15 protein-coding genes are annotated in these 17852 nt (G+C 59.9%); 7 read left to right on the plus strand and 8 right to left on the minus strand.

The features are described 5' to 3' along the window. Positions 1-506 precede the first annotated feature (506 nt). A complete protein-coding gene (locus tag GCT19_RS32110) occupies positions 507-2780 on the plus strand; it encodes a beta-glucosidase family protein (RefSeq protein ID WP_227749377.1) in 2274 nt (757 codons plus the stop codon). Positions 2781-2852: 72 nt separating this feature from the next. Then, a complete protein-coding gene (locus GCT19_RS32115) occupies positions 2853-3683 on the plus strand; it encodes a peptidylprolyl isomerase (protein WP_321576901.1) in 831 nt (276 codons plus the stop codon). 142 nt (positions 3684-3825) lie between these two features. On the opposite strand, the gene GCT19_RS32120 is transcribed toward GCT19_RS32115, so the two are convergent. Beyond that, entirely contained in the window at positions 3826-5334 is a 1509-nt protein-coding gene (locus GCT19_RS32120) for an MFS transporter (RefSeq protein WP_018434889.1), read from the minus strand. A 335-nt stretch (positions 5335-5669) separates the two neighbouring features. Here GCT19_RS32120 and GCT19_RS32125 point away from each other — a divergent pair, with 335 nt between their 5' ends. The 3 genes from GCT19_RS32125 to GCT19_RS32135 all read left to right on the plus strand — a co-directional run bounded on the left by GCT19_RS32125 (position 5670) and on the right by GCT19_RS32135 (position 9328). Beyond that, on the plus strand, positions 5670-6809 hold the full coding sequence (locus tag GCT19_RS32125; RefSeq protein WP_227749378.1) for a porin: 1140 nt from the start codon (positions 5670-5672) through the stop codon (positions 6807-6809). Positions 6810-7336: 527 nt separating this feature from the next. Then, positions 7337-8044 carry a dienelactone hydrolase family protein gene (locus tag GCT19_RS32130; RefSeq protein WP_152854165.1) on the plus strand — a complete coding sequence of 236 codons (708 nt, stop codon included), beginning with the start codon at positions 7337-7339 and terminating at the stop codon, positions 8042-8044. 582 nt (positions 8045-8626) lie between these two features. After that, positions 8627-9328, plus strand: coding sequence for a GntR family transcriptional regulator (locus tag GCT19_RS32135; RefSeq protein ID WP_026228573.1), 702 nt, complete (start codon positions 8627-8629; stop codon positions 9326-9328). Between the two features lie 106 nt (positions 9329-9434). Here GCT19_RS32135 and GCT19_RS32140 read toward each other — a convergent pair whose 3' ends face one another. The 7 genes from GCT19_RS32140 to GCT19_RS32170 all read right to left on the minus strand — a co-directional run bounded on the left by GCT19_RS32140 (position 9435) and on the right by GCT19_RS32170 (position 15169). After that, a complete protein-coding gene (locus GCT19_RS32140) occupies positions 9435-9980 on the minus strand; it encodes a flavin reductase family protein (RefSeq protein ID WP_227749379.1) in 546 nt (181 codons plus the stop codon). 100 nt (positions 9981-10080) lie between these two features. Further along, positions 10081-10752, minus strand: a complete 672-nt coding sequence (locus GCT19_RS32145) for a 4-carboxy-4-hydroxy-2-oxoadipate aldolase/oxaloacetate decarboxylase (protein ID WP_152854166.1) — start codon at positions 10750-10752, stop codon at positions 10081-10083. After that, positions 10749-11426 carry an RraA family protein gene (locus tag GCT19_RS32150; RefSeq protein ID WP_013092463.1) on the minus strand — a complete coding sequence of 226 codons (678 nt, stop codon included), beginning with the start codon at positions 11424-11426 and terminating at the stop codon, positions 10749-10751. Before GCT19_RS32150 ends, GCT19_RS32145 begins: the two co-directional genes overlap by 4 nt. 2 nt (positions 11427-11428) lie before the next feature. Beyond that, positions 11429-12091: an RraA family protein gene (locus tag GCT19_RS32155; protein WP_152854167.1), complete on the minus strand. Its 663-nt coding sequence runs from the start codon at positions 12089-12091 to the stop codon at positions 11429-11431. A 14-nt stretch (positions 12092-12105) separates the two neighbouring features. After that, a complete protein-coding gene (locus tag GCT19_RS32160) occupies positions 12106-13110 on the minus strand; it encodes a DODA-type extradiol aromatic ring-opening family dioxygenase (RefSeq protein WP_152854168.1) in 1005 nt (334 codons plus the stop codon). 27 nt (positions 13111-13137) lie between these two features. Then, positions 13138-14151, minus strand: coding sequence for an amidohydrolase family protein (locus GCT19_RS32165; protein WP_321576902.1), 1014 nt, complete (start codon positions 14149-14151; stop codon positions 13138-13140). A 58-nt stretch (positions 14152-14209) separates the two neighbouring features. Next, a complete protein-coding gene (locus GCT19_RS32170) occupies positions 14210-15169 on the minus strand; it encodes a PDR/VanB family oxidoreductase (RefSeq protein WP_013092459.1) in 960 nt (319 codons plus the stop codon). A gap of 273 nt (positions 15170-15442) precedes the next feature. Between GCT19_RS32170 and GCT19_RS32175 the strand changes: the two genes are divergently transcribed. Beyond that, positions 15443-16585 carry a WD40/YVTN/BNR-like repeat-containing protein gene (locus GCT19_RS32175; protein ID WP_152854169.1) on the plus strand — a complete coding sequence of 381 codons (1143 nt, stop codon included), beginning with the start codon at positions 15443-15445 and terminating at the stop codon, positions 16583-16585. Between the two features lie 82 nt (positions 16586-16667). After that, on the plus strand, positions 16668-17852 hold the full coding sequence (locus tag GCT19_RS32180) for an acyl-CoA dehydrogenase family protein (RefSeq protein WP_026228571.1): 1185 nt from the start codon (positions 16668-16670) through the stop codon (positions 17850-17852).

Raw genomic sequence — 17852 nt, forward strand, 5'->3', positions numbered from 1 at the left:
CTCGCGGGCTGCACGAACAGTGCGGCCCACCAGGCTTTTTTGTTTTCCGGCCGCCGACAGTCTCACTCGCCTCTCACTACTCATCAGACGTCCGTGCATTGTTATTAAGTCTTTGTTTTTATGGATATGACGTAAACCCTAGTCGTCTGATGACGCTTAAATCATTACGATGGCTTCACTGGAAAGCAGATCGTGCCCGTGTCGATGGCCAACGCCTTTTTGGCCCTGAGGTGAGCGTCGGGGGCGAGAAGTTTCCAGCCAGGTCTGCATGTCTTCTTGATTCGGGCCTCGGAGTAGCAGCAAGCGGAAAACCAGAACGACCGATGCGCGTCTCGCATTTGTGCATATAACAATTGAGGAAAGACATGTCTGTGAAATTCACTCAGAGGAGAACGGCCGCTGCCGCAAGTTTCGTATTCATTCTGGCGGCATGCGGTGGCAGCGATAGTCCGAACACAACGGCGGCTTCGACCCCAGCCCCGACGCAGACATCCACCATGCCATGGATGAATACGTCACTTTCTCCCGAAGCACGCGCGGCACTGCTAGTCCCCGCGATGGCGCTTGCCGACAAGGAAGAGCAATTGGCCGGTTCTAATCCCGGCATCCTGCCTGAATTGCCGCAGTGCTACGGGGCGCGGCACATTCTCGGCCTGACGAAGTACGCGATTCCGACATTGCGGATCACCAACGGGCCTGTGGGTATCGGCCAGAACGACTGCGTTTCTCCGTCCGTATCAGGCTTTGCCGCCTATACGGATTCCAGCTCCGCCAAGGCGACCGCTCTGCCTTCAGCCATCGCGATGGCGGCGTCGTTCGATCCTTCCGTTGCAACCCAGTTTGGCAACGTGGTGGGCATCGAAGGAGGCAATCTGGCTCTGCACGTATTCGAAGCGCCGGGTATGAACCTGGCAAGATTGCCCGTGGGCGGACGCAACTTCGAGTACATGGGCGAGGACCCCTATCTCACCGGCACGATGGGTGTCGCTGAAATTCAGGCGGTGCAAGCCCACGGCATGATCGCGATGGCGAAGCACCTGGTGGCGAATGAGCAGGAAACGAATCGCATGACGATTCAGGAGAGCATCGACGATCAGACGTTGCACGAACTCTATATGCTGCCGTTCGAAATGGCGGTGAAGGCAGGCAACGTCGGCGCCGTCATGTGTTCGTATAACTCGGTGAACGGTTTTTCGATGTGCGAGCAGAAGCACATCCTGTCCGATGTGCTTCGCGGACAATGGGGCTTCAAGGGCTACGTGCAGTCGGACTTCTTTGCCGCGCACAGTACCGCGCCGACCCTTCTCGCAGGCATGGATAACGAAATGCCGCTGCCGCAGAACTGGTCGCCGGCGAACCTGAATGCGGCTTTGGCCGCGGGACAGATTCAGACCTCGGATATCGACAATGCGCTGCTGCGCCGATACACGCAGATGTTCCGCGCGGGCATCTTCGATCGGCCCATTGCGCAGACCGCCATCAACGCAACGGCTGACGGCACGGTCGCGAAACAGATCGGCGAACAGTCGGCCGTGCTGCTGCAGAACAACGGGACTTTGCCGCTGAAAAAGACGGTTCGAAATGTCCTCGTGGTCGGCAAGACGACCCAGGTCTATGCGCAGCAAGCTGTTGCTGGCGGCAGCTCGGTCGGCCACCCGATGGGTTCGGGCGGCGGCAGCTCCGACGTCGTCGCCTTGTACACCGTGACGCCGGTGCAGGGCATCAAGGACACGCTTGCGAACCTCGGCAATACCGGTGCTCAGGTTCATCTCGCGCTCGTCGACGACAACAATTCGACCGGCACGATCGACGGCGCGGCCGCCACCATCTCCGACGTCACGACAGCAGCGACCGGCGCCGACGCCGTGATCTTCATGGCCGGCTCCATGTCGGAGGAAGGTGCCGACCAGGCGACCTTTACCGACTCGACGGGCCTGACGCTCGACACCGGCAAGTACCTGAATACGCTCGACTGGTATTCGCCGAAGGCGAGCTCGATCACTACCTCGAGCACCGCAAAGAACAGCAACACGCTCGCGTTGCTGCAGACCATCGTCGCGGCAAACAGCAACACCGTGCTCGTTCTGAAGGACAGTGCCGCCGAAGCGCTCGATCCGTCGATCCTCACCGGCGGGACCTCTGCCGCGAGCGCGATTCTCGAAACGTGGTTCCCCGGCCAGGAAGACGGGCATATCGTGGCGGATCTGCTGTGGGGTGTCGCGAATCCGTCCGGCAAGCTGCCTGTGACGTTCCCGCAGATCGGCCAGGGCTTCATGGATTCGATTACGCCTTACCAATACCCGGGCGTGTCGATCAACGGAAGCGCGACGGTCACCTACTCCGAAGCGCTGAATGTCGGCTACCGCTGGTATGACGCGATGGGCAAAACTCCGGCATTCCCGTTCGGTCATGGTCTTTCGTACACGACCTTCACGATTACCAATCCGACCGTCAGTACCGGAGCAAACGGCACTTACACGGTTAGCGCGGTGGTGAAGAACACGGGTTCCGTCGCGGGCGCGGAAGTTCCGCAGGTGTACGTTGCGCTGCCGACCTCGGCGGGAGAGCCGCCCAGGCGTCTGGTGGGATTCCAGAAGGTCAGTCTGAATGCAGGCGCAACGCAGACGGTGTCGATCACGATCGATCCCGCCGCGCCGAATCATCCGCTCAGCACCTGGAGTAAAGATGCGCAGCAGTGGACGACGCCGACCGGTTCCTACTCCGTGTATATCGGGAACTCGTCGCGCAGCCTGACACTCGCGGGAACTATTACTAAATAAAGTCGAGTAAAGCGCCAGAGTCTGATCAGGTTCGATCCCTGATCAGACCCGGAGTTACACACACCAACGAAAGTGATCCGCTACATGAAAGTACTATCACGACGGATGCTGGCACTTGTGCTCGGTGCAACGCTCTCGCTGGCGACGAGTGCGACAGAGAAGCCCTTCGTCACGGTCAACGGCAAACCGGTTTCTCAGGCCGACGCCGATTTGTACGTCGGACAGGCGCATGCGCAAGGATTTTCCGATTCCCCCCAATTGACGGACCATGTCCGCGACGAACTGATCCGGCGCGAAGTTCTGTTCCAGCAGGCGCAGAAAACTGGCTTCGACCGCAACCCTGAAGTCGCGGCACGCGCAGAAGCGGCGCGGCAAAAGATTCTCGCGCAGGCGCAGGCGACGTGGGAGATCGAGATCGTCAGAGCGTATATGCAGGACTTCCTGAAAAAGAATCCTGTCAGCGACGATCAATTGAAGGCGATGTACAACGACATGAAAGCGAAAGGCGGAAGCACGCAATATAAAGTCCGCCATATCCTCGTCAAGGATGAGGGCGAGGCGAAAGACATCATTGCGAAGCTGAACAAGGGTGCGTCATTCGGCGACCTCGCAAAGGAATCGATCGATGCCGACACTCGATACAACGGCGGAGATCTGGGCTGGATAACTTCCAGTAAGGTGGTCAAACCGTTTGCGGACGCGGTTTCGCATTTGCACAAGGGCGAATACACGCGGACGCCGGTCAAGACCGGATACGGTTTTCATGTGATCGAAGTCGATGACACTCGTCCTTTGCAGGTTCCGTCGTTCGAAGACATGAAGCCGATGCTGTACCAGCAGGCCCAAGCGGAACTCGTCGACAGGATGGTGAAGAATCTCAGAGCGAAAGCCACCATTCAATAAGCGGCCGAATCACGTTCGTCATCCTTGGGATGCGATTGAGAGCCTGATGTGACGGCATTGGACTTCCTCGTCCAACCCATTCGCTCCCCGGTCATTCATTCGGATCGGGGAGCTTTTTTATTTGCCGCTCTTTTTCTCGCACTCAGCTCTTGCGAAATACCACGTGCGAGATCCGCTGCACCAGCAGTGCGGCCGCGAGCGATGCCACCGCCGTCAGCCACACGCCCATATGAATCGACTGCACGAGGGCATCGCGTGCACTATCGATCAGCGCGAGCGTATCGAGTCCCGACGACTTCATATCCGCAATTAACTGGGTGCGCGATGCATCGTCGATCAGGATGCGCAGATCGACGAAACGCGGCCGCCATTGCGATGAGGCCGGCTCGCCGAGCACGCTCATCGTGCGCGTGACGACGTCGCGATAGTGATGCTGCACGACGGTCGCGACGATGCTGGTGCCGAGCATGCCGCCGACCATGCGGGTCGATTGAAGCAGCGCGGTCGTGATGCCGAAGCGCTCCCGTCCGGCGATTTCCTGGCCGAACACGTTCAGATTGTTCAGGATGAAGCCGAGGCCGATGCCGACCGCGCCCATCGGCAGCACGATGCGCAAATGCGGTGTGTCGGGATTCGCGAATGCGAGCGCGATCGACGCGAACATCAGCAGGCCGAAACCGATCGTCAGAATGCGCGTGGGCTTCTTCATGTGAATCACGATGCGCGTGTTCAGCAGACTGCCGAGCGCGATGCACGCGGCGATCGGCGTCGCGAGCAAGCCGGCCTGCTGCGGCGACAGACCGAAGCCGCCTTGCAGCAGCAAAGGCGCGAAGAAGATCAGCGAGAACATCACGAAGCCGGACAGCATGCCGAGCGTGAATAGCGTGACGAGTTGCGCGTCCTTGAACAGATCGAGCGGAATGATCGGATGCGTGGCGCGTTTTTCGCACTTGAAGAGCGCGACAGCGCCGATGATCACGCACGCGCCGAGCACGAGGTTACCCACCGTGAGGCCACTCTTCGGCACTGCTTCGATGAACGCCTGCAAGCCGCCGAGCACCCCCGCGACGAGTGCCGCGCCGAGCCAGTCGATCTTTACTTCGCCTTCGTGCGGACGCCGGAAGTTCGGCAGATGCATCCAGACGAAATAGAGCGCAGCCGCGCCGACCGGCAGGTTGATGAGAAACGTCGAGCGCCAGCCGAGGTGCTCGCTCATCCAGCCGCCGAGCGACGGGCCCGTCGCCGTGCCGATGCCGTAGGTCGCGGCCAGCACGACCTGCCAGCGCACGCGGGTGCGCGGATCGGGGAACAGATCGGGGATCGACGCGAACGCGGTGCCGACCATCATGCCGCCGCCGACGCCTTGCAGTCCGCGCGCGATCGCGAGAAACAGCATGCTGTTGGCGAGGCCGCACAACACCGATGCGACCGTGAACGTGATCACCGCGGCAATCACGAAGCGCTTGCGGCCGAAGTAGTCGCCGAGCCGCCCGAACACCGGCACCGTGACGACCGACGCTAGCAGGTACGCGCTCGCGATCCATGCGAAAAATTCGAAGCCGTGCAACTCGGCGACGATCGACGGCAGCGCGGTGCTGACGACGGTCTGGTCGAGCGCGACAAGCATATTGACGAGGCCGATGCCGAGCATCGCATAAAGCGCATGGCGAAACGGCAGCGCGGGGGCGGGGGCGGCGGTCGAACTGGCGGCAGGGGCGGTGGAATTCACGGATCGGGCAGAAGGCGGTTCGGGTTGGACGCTGCACGGCGTATCGCGGTCAGGGACCCGGCGATTGTACACAAGTTGTCTGACGTCTTGAGGATTATACGGGTTTTCCCTGGGTAAAACTATTTTTCGCGCGAAAGGCCGCGCAGCGGCCGACGCCGCCGCGCGCATGCACCATGGTTCGGATGTGCGCCGGCGTACTGGACGGCCCGCATGGGCTCGCTCGAACGTGGTAAGTTCGCTCGCGGAATATCCGATCGATGCGTTTTGGGGGACTCATCCTGCGTCACGTCATGGCTTGCCTGCTGAACACAGTCCGCGAAGCCTCGACGATCAGCGTCGGCGTAACAGCGGCTTGGATAGGTGGCGCGCTGCTGTTCTATGCGCAGGGCGCGGCCGCCGTCACCGACATCGATACCGGTGCCGGCGCCGCCTCCGGAATCCACACCGGCTTCGTCTCGCTGTATGGCGTGATCGATACGAGCGTCGAAATCACCGACCCCGGTTCGGGCTGGGTCGCGCGCATGGATTCCGGTGCATATCGCGGCTCGCGCGTCGGGCTGCATGGCGCGGAGCCGCTCGGCGGCGGCAACGCGATCGTCTTCACGCTCGAAAACGGCTTCAGCTCGACCGATGGCAGCCTGCAGGTGCCCGGCTCGATCTTCAATCGCCAGGCATGGATCGCCGCGAGCGGCGGCTGGGGTGAACTGCGCTTCGGCCGTCAGTATTCGCCGATCTATATCCCGTTCAAGGGCGATCTCGACGCGTTCGGCGCCGGCACGATCGCTTCGGGGCTCAACAACCTGTCGAAGATCACGCCGTACGCGAACAACGCGGTGGCGTATCTGTCGCCGCGCATCGCCGGCTTTAGCGCGACGCTGATGATGGCGATGCGCGACCCGTCCGGGAAGGACGGCAACGGTATCGACGGCTACTACGTGACCGCGTCGTATCGGCTCGACCAGTTGCATCTGTTGTACGCGCGCCAGCAGACCCACGGTGCCGGCGCACTGCGCGCGAATCTCGGCGGCGCGAACTACGCGTTCGGCAAGCTGCGCGTGTGGCTGTCCTTTTTCAATGGCGATGGCGGCGCGCCGGTCTATCACGGCGCGGGCGGTTCGCTGTCGGCGCAGTACAGTTTTTCGACCAACGCGCGTGCGTCGCTCGGCTATGCGCACGTGCGCGACTACACGACGCCCGGCGGCAGCGCGGACCAGTTCAGCGCGGCACTCGAATACAGCATGTCGCCCACGCTGCTGCTGTACTTCAGCGCCGCGTATCTCGCGAACCACGACGACTCGAGCTTCACGCTGCGCGGTGTCAACGTGACCGGGCTGCCGGTCGCCTATCCGGGTGCGCCTGTGGCGGGTGTTCAATTCGGTGTGATCGAGCGTTTCTAGCGCGCATCGCAATACGTGATTAATTGGTATATGTCGAATGCACTTTTGATGCGGCTGCGAATTGACGAGAGAGTCGCGCGAGTCGGAATTGCAAAAGCGTCGCGAATAAAAAAAAGCCGACACAGTGTGTCGGCCTAAAGATTCTGGCATCCGAGGATGATGGCCAGAACCTGAGAGACATTGACTCGCAGAGCAACCCCAGCGCTGTATTTCGGGCGGTCGATCTGCGTCGTACTTTAACGTTAGCTTTCAGCGCGAGAAGATTGAGAGCGCGTTCCGCTGATTGCTCTTCGTTCGAATGCCGATCCAGAAAGCATGGCGGTGAGTATAGCGTCGCCAATCGACTTTGTGGAACCGCACTTCGGCGAATGGGTTAATGAGTTTTTCCCGATGTTTAACGTCGTATGGTTGGATTTACATAATGCGCAGATTCAACCGGAGCACGACCGCGCCGACACGGTTCCGATAGAACAGGAAACGGGGTAGTGGCGCTATGCTAGCGGTTTCGTCTACTCGAGGAGCGACCGATGACCCAACATGCAGGTTCGATGATCACGTTCAACCGTCCCGACGGCAAGCAGCTACAAGGCTATTTCGCGAAGCCGGAAAAAACCGCGGGCGCGCCCGCAATCGTCGTGATCCAGGAATGGTGGGGCTTGAACGACCAGATTCGCGGCGTCGCCGATCGCCTCGCGAAAGCCGGCTACTTTGCACTCGTGCCCGATCTGTATCGCGGCAAGTCGACGGTCGAAGAGGACGAGGCGCACCATCTGATGAGCGGCCTCGATTTCGGCGATGCCGCAACGCAGGACGTGCGGGGCGCGGTCCAGTATTTGCAGCAGCACGCTGCGAAGGTCGGTGTGACCGGCTATTGCATGGGCGGCGCGCTGACGTTCCTCGCGCTGTGCAACGTGCCCGAAGTGGCGGCCGGCGTCGTCTGGTATGGCTTTCCGCCGCTCGACTATATCGACGCGTCGAAGATCAAGGTTCCGGTGATGGGCCACTGGGGTCTGCAAGATGAGTTCTTCGCTGCCGACACCGTCGACGCGCTCGAAAAGAAACTCACCGACGCGAAGGTCGACATCGAGTTTCATCGTTATCTGGCGCGTCACGCGTTTGCGAACGAAACGGCGGTTGGGTCGGGCCGCATCGCGAGGACACAATACGATCCGGTCTGGGCGCAACAGGCGTGGGATCGCACGCTGACGTTCTTTGGCCGCACGCTGTGGAAATGAACCGGTGAATGGCGGAAGCGGACGGCTCGTCCGCTTGTTTAGAGTGCCAGCGGTCGTGGCGCTTTCGTGATGTGGCCGCGCTGTTTTTGCAGCGCGGCCGTTTTGTTATGCAGCCTGTTCCCAATTATAGAGGTGCGCTTCAAACCCTGCGTATTCAATGGCGTTGCCAAGACGGCGGATGTGAACTACCTGATTTGGCGCAAACGTAGTTTTCCTTATCGGATGCGTCTCTCATGAATTGCATTTGAAAGCAAAGCCAACATAAAATGCTAAACGGTATTGGAATGCTCGGTTAAGTTGTAGACAGCAGCACTTAACTCGCAGACGGTGTCGGTTCATTTCGTTGTTTGACTTGAAAGCTTCATTCCCGAGGGGGAACGGGCGACATCTCCGCAGACATTGTCTGACCTGTCGAGTACCGGCTAATACAGTTAAGTACCTACCTAATACCCAAGGTGAAATTCGCGAGCCCGAGGCAATACGCAGGGCGGCGAGCGTCGGGGGCCCAAGGGCCGGGCCACGGCGTGTCGTTGACGTTGATGTTGACGTTTGCGTCGGAATATTCTGAGATATAATACGAAAATGAATACGATTGCGATCCCAGGCCGAGTGACTTCCGGCGAACTTCTGGAACTGGACGGCAGTGATTTCCCGGCTCAGGTGGCGGCAGAGACACGCAAACTGATCAACCGGGGAGTGCTTGCACCCGGCTTCCAACTACGACAGTCCGATCTTGCCGAGCGCTTCGGGATTAGCCGAGTGCCCGTGCGCGAGGCGCTGAAACTGCTGGCCGCTGAAGGCATCATTGAACACGATCCAAATCGTGGGTTCTTTGTCGCCCAACTGTCGAGCGACGAGGCAAGGCAACTATATCGGATGCGGCAACTGCTTGAAGCGGAATTGCTGATGACCATCGAGTGGCCCACGCCCGCGCAGATGAAGCAACTCAAGGCAATGCTCACGGATCTGGAGCATTTGCTCGGTGCGGGTAATCGCGAAGGCTGGATCGAGCAACACCGCGCGTTCCACGACATGATTTTCGATCTGTCGCCGAACAAGGTGCTTAAGCGCGAAGTGCTGCGATTGATGCGATTGACCGATCGCTATCGCGCATTGGCCGCAGATATCTCAGCGAACCCTGAACACCGCAGTGCGAATATCGAGGCGCGATTGGTGAAGGCGCTGCAGAGTAAGGACAAAGACTTGCTGCTCGCAACTTACGAAAAGGGGCGCTCAATCGTTTTGAGCGGCTTGATGGCGGTGCTTGCGGCCAGAGAGACCTGATCAACAGAAGGGGCACCCACGGTGCCCCTTTTTCACATCAACAGTCGGTATCGCGCAACGTGTTTGTCATTTGACGCCCACGCGAATACTCCTGCCAACTTGCTAATTAGTCGGACCCCCAGTTCGAAATCCAAAGCATGTCGTGGAAATCGACGGCCTTATTGGTTTGAAATTCACCGTAGGAACCCTGCGAATACAATAGCGGAGTCTTTGTGTCCGTATTGATGGCGGTTGCCTCCACGTGGCCAAAAATTACGGCATGCGTGCCGATTTCGACGATACGTTCGACGCTGCAATCGAAATTCACCATGGCCGTGGCCAGCGCCGGGGCGCCGGTCTTGATGCGATTCCACGTGCCGGCCTGGAATTTCTCCTCAGGCGCGATAGGGCGAGAAAACCGTTGTGCCAATTCCTGCTCGCTGCGCGCCAGGACATTGACGACGAAATGACCGGTCGCCTGCACGTGTGCCAACGAGGAATTCGCGCGATTGATACAGACGAGCAGGATAGGGGGCGCGGCACTCACGGAGGTCACGGCGGTTGCCGTCATGCCAGCAAGTGGACCATTGGCGTCGGAGCCGGTGGTGATCAAACAAACGTGCCCGGTGAGACTGCGCATGGCGCGCCTAAATTCGGATTCTTCGATGCTCAATTGCGCCCCCAGGCTATAAAAATTTGGTGACACCAATAGAAACACGGGTGGCGTCCCAAAGACGGCCGCCCCGTGAGAGAGACTCGAACGTCTCAGCCAGTTACTGATCCCAGCCGAAGATACTGAGCGTGCTTTCACCTGCCTCGAGCCGTTTCAACTGCTGTGCTTCTGCTGCCTCACGTGCTTCCGACGCTGCGATAGCAGTTGCGACTTGCTCGCGCGGAATGCAGACGACACCATCTTCGTCGCCAACGATCAGGTCACCTGCATTAACAGTCACGTCGTCGAGTCGGATCGGTGCGTTGATCCAGCCACGGGCGCCAAAATCCTTTCCGGTGCCGCGGATACAAAGCCCGCGTGCGAAAACCGGGAACCCGATCTCGGACAGCAGTCGCTGATCACGAACACACCCGTTAATGACGAGACCTGCGAGCCCGCGAACCTTCGAGGCCGTCGACATGATCTCGCCCCAGTACCCATGCTCGTACGCTTCGCTTACAGAGACGACCAGCACGTCGCCCGGCTGTGCGGCGTAGATCGCCCGATGCAGCCACAGGTTGTCACCACCCGGTGAATGGACGGTCACAGCAGGGCCGCATACCTTGAAACCGGATGCCACAGGCTGGATCGCTGCCGGCAGCGCACCAATCTTTCCGGCCGCTTCATGCAGCGTGGCAGAGGGTAGTTTGCCAGCCGCCTTGATCAGTGCGGTGTCCGGACGCTGAATCTCGAGGCGGGTCGTCTCTGCCGGGTTGAAGCGCGGGCCGGTCATGCTTTGCTCCCAGTGGCGCGCGTTTGCAATTGGTGGTACTTGAACTGTTTGCGCGCTTCGTCGAGGCGCATGCCGGACGCGACTGCTGCACGAATGGCTCTTTCTGCTGCGTCGATTTCTTCCGCAGCGGCGAGCACGCGTTCTTCGTGTTCTTTAGGAATCGAAATGACGCCATCGGCATCACCGCGTAGCAGGTCACCCGGAGCAACACGTACGTCGCCGATGTTGACCGGCACGTTCGTGGCTTCGACTTGCACGCGATCCTTGCCCGTGCGCATCCAGTTGTCCCTGGAGAACACCGGATAACCGAGCGACAGGCAGAGATGGACGTCGCGGTTGATGCCGTCGATCACCGTGCCTGCGATACCACGACGGTGTGCGATTTCGGTCAGGATGTCGCCCCAAACGGTTGCATCGGTGCGACCGCCGTTGTCGAGAACAATCACGCTGCCGGGCGGCACGTCGTCGATGAAGTCGCCGACCGTGCCTGCGGGAGAAGCCGCCGGGCCGTAGAGGATCGTGAATGCACGGCCGGCCATCCGGAAGGACGGATCACGGGGCTTGATACGGCTGCATTGACCGTTGAGGCCCAGACGATCGAGAGCGTCGCTCAGCGTCGCCGTTTCGAGTTTCGCTGCACGGGCGACGTTCTTGTCTTGTTCTATTTCGGACATGACTAATCCTTAAGCATGAATTCGTAATTGCCGCCCATCACTTCGTGGATGGGGGTGCCTGCCAGTACAGCCTTCGCCATCAGGGCTTCACGAGCCACGATCGACTCGGCGGTCTCGACCACGCGCGCAACGTTGGCAGCGCTGATGAAGATCACGGCGCTGCTGTCGGCGATCACATAATCACCGGCTTCGACGGCGGTACCGAAGACTTCGACTGGAACGTTGACGCCCTTCTCGACGATGCGACCTCGGGCAGTGCGCGCGGTGAACGCGTTTGCGAACATCGGCAGATCCATCTCGCGGGATTCGTCGATATCACGGACCGGACCGTCGGCGATCACGCCAGCGATGCCGCGAACCTTGGCGCCCAACGACAGGATGCCGCCCCACGAACCGGCTTCGATGCCAGTGCGCTGCTCGACAACGATCACGTCGTCGGCGCCGCCGAGTTCGATAGCGGTGGTGCCGAGGTGCCGCGGCGGGCCCGGCGGCGGATCACCGACACCGAGTTTCATCGTGATCACGCGACCCGCGATACGCTTGGTGCCCGAAGCCTGCTGCACACCGCTGACGACGCCGGTCAAACCGAGTTTGTCCAGCGCATCCGAGACGGCACAGCAGTCCAGTCGCCGAAGGCGGTGGACGTATTCGTCTTTGCTTTTCATATCTTTGCTAATCCTTATTGCTGGTCCGGCGACTTCCAGTAGACGAAACCCATCGCGTTGCCGGTACCGGCTTCACTGCGATAGCACGGCACGTAATCGACCACCGTCATGTCGAAGCCGATTTCGTCCATCACGCCAGCGACCGGAATCCAGTTCTTGATTTCCGACGTGCCTGCCTGGAAGATCGCTTCGTCAAGTTCGAAGACCGGCGAAAAATCATGGTTCTTCATCGCGCTGAGGACCAATTGGTCGACGCGCTCGTCGATCACGAAGTGCGTCAGACCACCCGAGGCGATGACGGCGACGCGTGCATCCGTGTCCCACGACTGGATAGCACGACCGATCGAGCGGCCGAACGCGTGGCAGCGGGCAACGGTCGGTTGATTCGGCGGGTAGAACGTGTTGACGAGCACCGGCACGGTCGGGATCACCTGATCCTTCATCAACTGACGGAACACAAAGCCGAACGCATGCGGCGTTTCGGTTTCCGACAGACGCTGAAGGGCTGCGACGTCGAACTGATCGTTCATCGCGGTCTTGATGATGTGCTTCGCGAGTTCGGGTACGGCGGAGTAACTCGCGGTATCCGGCATATAGCCAGGCATCGCGTGACGCACACCCGGGGGCATCGTCTGAAGCTTTTCGTGGCTGATCATGTTGTTCACGATCGTCGGGCCACACATGACGCTGAGGGCGGGGATGCAGTCGGTATCGAAGATTTCCATCTGATCGTTGCCGACGATCACAACGACGTCCGGCTTCGCCTCAGCGAGAACCCGCGCCATCTCCTCGATAGCCGCGAGACATTGGGCGTGCCGGGTTTTCCATACGTCGAGCGTGATCTGTTCCCCGAGGTTCTCGGCACGCCGATAATCGACGAGTTCATCGAAGGACCACTCACGGCCCTCGAAGTGATGCTTACTCAGTCGATCATCGGGTACACGAGCGCCCCAGGTTTCAGGCGGCGTCACGAGCATGGGACCGTGCGATGTCCCCATTCCCAGTACGATTTTTGCCATGGTTTCGGTTCCTGTGGGCGCCGGGGATTATTCGTAATCCGCGAGGTCGAGCTTGAAGAAGTCGCGAGCATTGCCGAAGAAGATCTTGTCCTTCTCTTCCTGCGACAGCCAGTCGAAGCCCTGGATGTACGGCTTGATGTCGTCGAACGTACGACCCGTATCCGGATTGATAGCCGAGCCGACGCCCGGGCACTCGGCGCCGAACAGGCAGCGATCGGCACCCACGGTCTTGATCAGCAGGCGCAGCGACTCTTCCGAGTAGAGCACGGTGTCGTAATAGAGGTTACGCATACCCTCGAGGAAGTTGCGGCCAGCGCGAGCCGCACCCGACTGGAAGCGACCGATCTGATACGGGATCGAGCCGCCGCCGTGCGAGATCATGATCTTCAGCTTCGGGAAGTCCCTGAACACGTTCGAATTGACGAGGTTGAACACCGCGATCGTTTCTTCATTGATGAAGTGAACGGTGTAGGGCGAGCGAGCCGAGTGTGAACCCGTGGCGTGGATGTGCGCCGGGATGTCCAGTTCGCACAGCTTCTCGTACAGCGGGTACCAGTAGCGCTCACCCAGCCCCGGAGCTTCGCTGCCGCTGTTTTCGAACGGATCAGGGTTGAGCAGCACGCCCTTGAAGCCGAGTTCCTTCACGCCGCGTTCGAGTTCCGGCAGCACGGTTTCGATCGGGTCACCCGCGACTTGCGGCAGGCCGCCGACACCGATAAAGCGCTTCGGCAGCAGCTTGACCGTGCGCGAGATGATGTTGTTCGTTTCTTCGGTGAACCAGTGCACGAGTTTGCCCGGCTTCTGGCTGTGCATCATCTGGAACGGACGCGGCGACAGCAGCTGGACGTTCGTGCCCACGCGATCGAGCATGTCGATGTGGCCGACCGGCGCCATTTCCTTCTTGTTCGCGTAGTGCAGAATCTCTTCGTCCGTCACTTCCGGCATCTTGCGACCATGCTCGCCGCGATGCGAGAGGATGTGTGCCTTGTAGACCCAGAGTTCGGCGGGCGCGCTGACGTGACCGTGGCAATCGATAATCACTTACTTGTCTCCTTGACTTAACGTGAGATGAGGGCGACTTCGTCGCCCGTTGTTCTACTTACAGATCGAGGACGAGACGGTCGCCCTTACAGCCAGAACAGCAGATGATCATCGTGTTGTTCGCAGCCTTTTCGGGCTCGGACAGAATGGCATCGCGGTGATCGGGCTGGCCTTCGAGCACGCGGACTTCACACGCGCCGCACACGCCTTCTTCACAGGAATAGGAAATGGGGATTCCCGCGTCGCGCACGACGTTGAGAATCGTCTTGCCTTGCGGGACCGTCAGGGTTTTTCCGCTCTTGCGCAATTCGATAACGAAGTTCCCATCGAGCGCGGCTTCCTGCTTGGCGGAGAAGTATTCGACGTGAACTTGTTGCTGGGGCAGCGATGCGCACGCGGCTTCGAATGCTTCGAGCATCGGGCCGGGGCCGCAGCAGTAGAAGTGAGCGGTAGACGGTTCGTTCTTGACGACGTCCGCGATGTTGAGGAAGGTGCCGGCCTCGGCATCGACGTGAACGAGCGCGCCTTCGAAGGTTTTCAATTCGTCGGCGAATGCGACGTCAACCCGTTCACGACACGAGTAATAGATACGCGGCGATTGTCCGAGCTCTTTCAGACGACGCGCCATACACAGAATAGGGGTAATCCCGATGCCGCCGGCCACCAGGACGGTGTGCCCGGCATCTTCGTTGAGCGGGAAATTGTTGCGGGGCGCTTCGATCTGGATGAGATCGCCAACCCGCATCGTTTCGTGCATATAGCGCGAACCGCCGCGCGATTGCGGATCGAGCTTGACGCCGACCACGTACGAACGCTGTGTCAGGCTGTTGCTGTATTCCAATAGCGAGTACTGACGGGTCAGGCCGTTCGGCAAAATGACTCCGACGTGAGCGCCCGGTTCCGCCCCGGGCAGCAGGTTGCCCTCAGGGTCTTCGAATGTGAAGGCCAGCGTGTTTCGGGCCAGGTAGTTGATCGCCGTCAAACGCAGGGTCATCACTTCATTCAGTTGTTCACTCATGTCACCTCCAAAATCGTAGAACGCGGGGAACCGCGCAAACGGCGCGCAAGAATTACACATCACGCTTCCTTGTTTAAAACCTTCTAACGTCAGAATCACGGGGCACCGAAAGTTCCGTGGGCCGTTTGACGCGTAATTCTTTTTTGCATATTATTTGGCCTGACCAGAAAAAAGTCAAAGCTTCTTCGGCGCAAGGTCTGGCGGAAGCTGTGGCGACTACGTTTCTGAGGAAAACAGGCGACATCACACGGGGTATTCCCCTAGGGAGGAGAAATGATCGCAGTTCTGACCACCAACGGTGGAACCGTCACGCACGGTGAGGGTGCGGCAACGACGCTGTTGGTCGCCACTATTCGCGGCATGCTCGTGTTCGAGCGTGCTGACGCCAATGCGCCGTGGAAGCTCACGCGCAAGGCGCTGGAAGATCGTCACGTGAGCGCGCTGCTCTACGTGCCGAAAGCGGGTCTGTTATTCGCGGGCGCACACGGCCAAGGCAGCCTCTCGGTCAGCAAGGACCTCGGGCTGACGTGGGAGCCTGCCAACAACGGGCTCAACAGCACGCATATCTACACGATGGCGCAGCAGGAGCGCGATGGCCGTACCGTTCTGTTCCTGGGCACGGAGCCGTCCGCGCTCTATCGCAGCGACGATCTGGGTGCCACCTGGGTCGAAATCCCCGAGATGATGACGGTGCCGGACCAGGACAAGTGGACGTTCCCGCCGCCCCCGCACATCGCGCACGTAAAGAACATCGCGTTCCATCCGGCCGAACCGGAGACGCTCTATATCTGTATCGAACAGGGCGCGCTGCTCAAGACGGTCGATGACGGCAAGACATGGACCGAGCCGCGTAGCTACGAATCGGAAAACGACAAGTTCTACCACGACAACCACCGCGTGCTGATTCGTCCGTCCAATCCCAGGCAGATGTTCATGTGCGGCGGCGAAGGCCTGCACTACAGCGCAGACGCAGGCGAGACGTGGGTTCACCTGATGACGCGCCAAGACCTGATCGGTTATCCCGACGCGATGTTCATCGATCCCCGCAACGAAAACGTGCTGTATCTCGGTGGCCCGGGCAACGCGCCGCGTGACTGGGGTGCACGGAAGTCGGCGAATGCCACGGTTCTCAAGAGCACCGATGGTGGCGTCACCTGGGACCATATGCGTAATGGTTTGCCCACGGAAATCATCGGCAACATCGAGGGCATGGGCCTCTATCACTGGGACGACAAGATCATGCTTATCGCCGGTACCGCGACGGGCGAGATTTACGCGACGGAGAACGACGGCGAAAGCTGGTACGCCATCTCGGAAGACGTGCCGCCGATCTCGAAGGGTGGCCACTATCGCTGGTTCCTCGATGCGAAGGAACGCATGAACGTCGAAGGTCGTTACGGCCGCAACGAACACTGACCCGGCCACAGCACCCAAACAAAAACTATTCTGCGCGCCGGGTCATTGAGCGCGGCGCAGCAAGTCCTAACAGGAGAACGCCTTGAGTCGTATTGCCAGTCACGAGGACGCCCTCGCTATCGCCCGCAGTTTGCATGACGTGATTCGTTCACGCGTCAAACAGACCGAAAGCGATCGCGTGGTCCCAAAAGAAACCATCGACGCACTACGTGAGTCGGGTCTTTTCAACATCATCACGCCGAAGTCGTTTGGTGGTTCCGAGTTGGGCTTCACGACGCTCGTCGAAGTCACGGCGGAAATCGCGTCGGCTTGCGGTTCGACCGGTTGGGTGTTCGGCGTGCTCGCCGGCCACAGCTGGATGCTGAACCTGTTCCCGTTGAAAGCACAGCAAGATGTGCTGGGCAAAGGCCACGCTCTGACGGCCACGGTGTTCCGCCTCGGCGGCACGATTACCGAAGTCGAAGGTGGCTACAAGCTCGTGAATGGTGAAGGCCGTTTCTGCTCCGGTATCGATCACGTGGAGTGGGTCATCGTCGGTAATGCCGTGCAGCGCGAAGACGGTCCGCCCGAACCGCGTTTCTTCGTGATCCCGCGCTCGGACATCCAGATCGTCGATGACTGGCATACCGCAGGCTTGCGTGGCACCGGTAGCCGCACGATCAAGGTCGCCGAAGCGTTCATCCCGGCTCACCGCTCGGTGTCCGTGAAGGAAATGATGACGGGCAACGTCGAAGGCGCCGATGCCCTGCGCGCTCCGATCTACCGCATGCCGTTCCACAACGTCACGCCGTTCTCGCTGATCGGTGCGCCCCTGGGCATGGCACGGGCGGCAATCAAATCGTTCACCGAAGGTCTGGCGCCACGTTTGAAGGCAATGCCGGCCGACCAGATGGCAGAGCAGTCGGCAACGATCGAACGTCTCGCACATGCGACGGCGGATCTCGACGCTGCCTATGCGTTGATTCTCGAAGACACACGTCGCATCGACACAGCAGAAAGCGCAAAGTCGTTGACGCCGCTCGAGTGGTCCCGCATCTCCCGCGATTGGGCATATTCGGCGCAAACGGCTCGTCGTGCGGCCAACAGTCTGTTCGAAGCCGCGGGCGGCACCAGCATCTATAACGCGTCGGACCTCCAGCGCATCTGGCGCGACGTCAATTCGGCCGCGCAGCACTTCGCATTCACGTGGGACAGCGCACTGACGAGTTATGGACGTCAGGCACTCGATCTGCCGCCTTCGAACTTCGGCCCTGGTCCCAAGAAATAG

This window comes from Paraburkholderia atlantica (assembly GCF_009362785.1).
Lineage (GTDB): Bacteria > Pseudomonadota > Gammaproteobacteria > Burkholderiales > Burkholderiaceae > Paraburkholderia > Paraburkholderia atlantica.

Bases quoted from the DNA above. Each gene is read 5' to 3' on its own strand.
- GCT19_RS32150 (WP_013092463.1), bottom strand. From the start codon at position 11,426: ATGTCCGAAATAGAACAAGACAAGAACGTCGCCCGTGCAGCGAAACTC.
- GCT19_RS32120 (WP_018434889.1), bottom strand. From the start codon at position 5,334: ATGCTCGGCATCGGCCTCGTCAATATGCTTGTCGCGCTCGACCAGACC.
- GCT19_RS32135 (WP_026228573.1), top strand. From the start codon at position 8,627: ATGAATACGATTGCGATCCCAGGCCGAGTGACTTCCGGCGAACTTCTG.
- GCT19_RS32145 (WP_152854166.1), bottom strand. From the start codon at position 10,752: ATGACCGGCCCGCGCTTCAACCCGGCAGAGACGACCCGCCTCGAGATT.
- GCT19_RS32170 (WP_013092459.1), bottom strand. From the start codon at position 15,169: ATGAGTGAACAACTGAATGAAGTGATGACCCTGCGTTTGACGGCGATC.
- GCT19_RS32160 (WP_152854168.1), bottom strand. From the start codon at position 13,110: ATGGCAAAAATCGTACTGGGAATGGGGACATCGCACGGTCCCATGCTC.
- GCT19_RS32175 (WP_152854169.1), top strand. From the start codon at position 15,443: ATGATCGCAGTTCTGACCACCAACGGTGGAACCGTCACGCACGGTGAG.
- GCT19_RS32125 (WP_227749378.1), top strand. From the start codon at position 5,670: ATGCGTTTTGGGGGACTCATCCTGCGTCACGTCATGGCTTGCCTGCTG.
- GCT19_RS32155 (WP_152854167.1), bottom strand. From the start codon at position 12,091: ATGAAAAGCAAAGACGAATACGTCCACCGCCTTCGGCGACTGGACTGC.
- GCT19_RS32130 (WP_152854165.1), top strand. From the start codon at position 7,337: ATGACCCAACATGCAGGTTCGATGATCACGTTCAACCGTCCCGACGGC.
- GCT19_RS32110 (WP_227749377.1), top strand. From the start codon at position 507: ATGAATACGTCACTTTCTCCCGAAGCACGCGCGGCACTGCTAGTCCCC.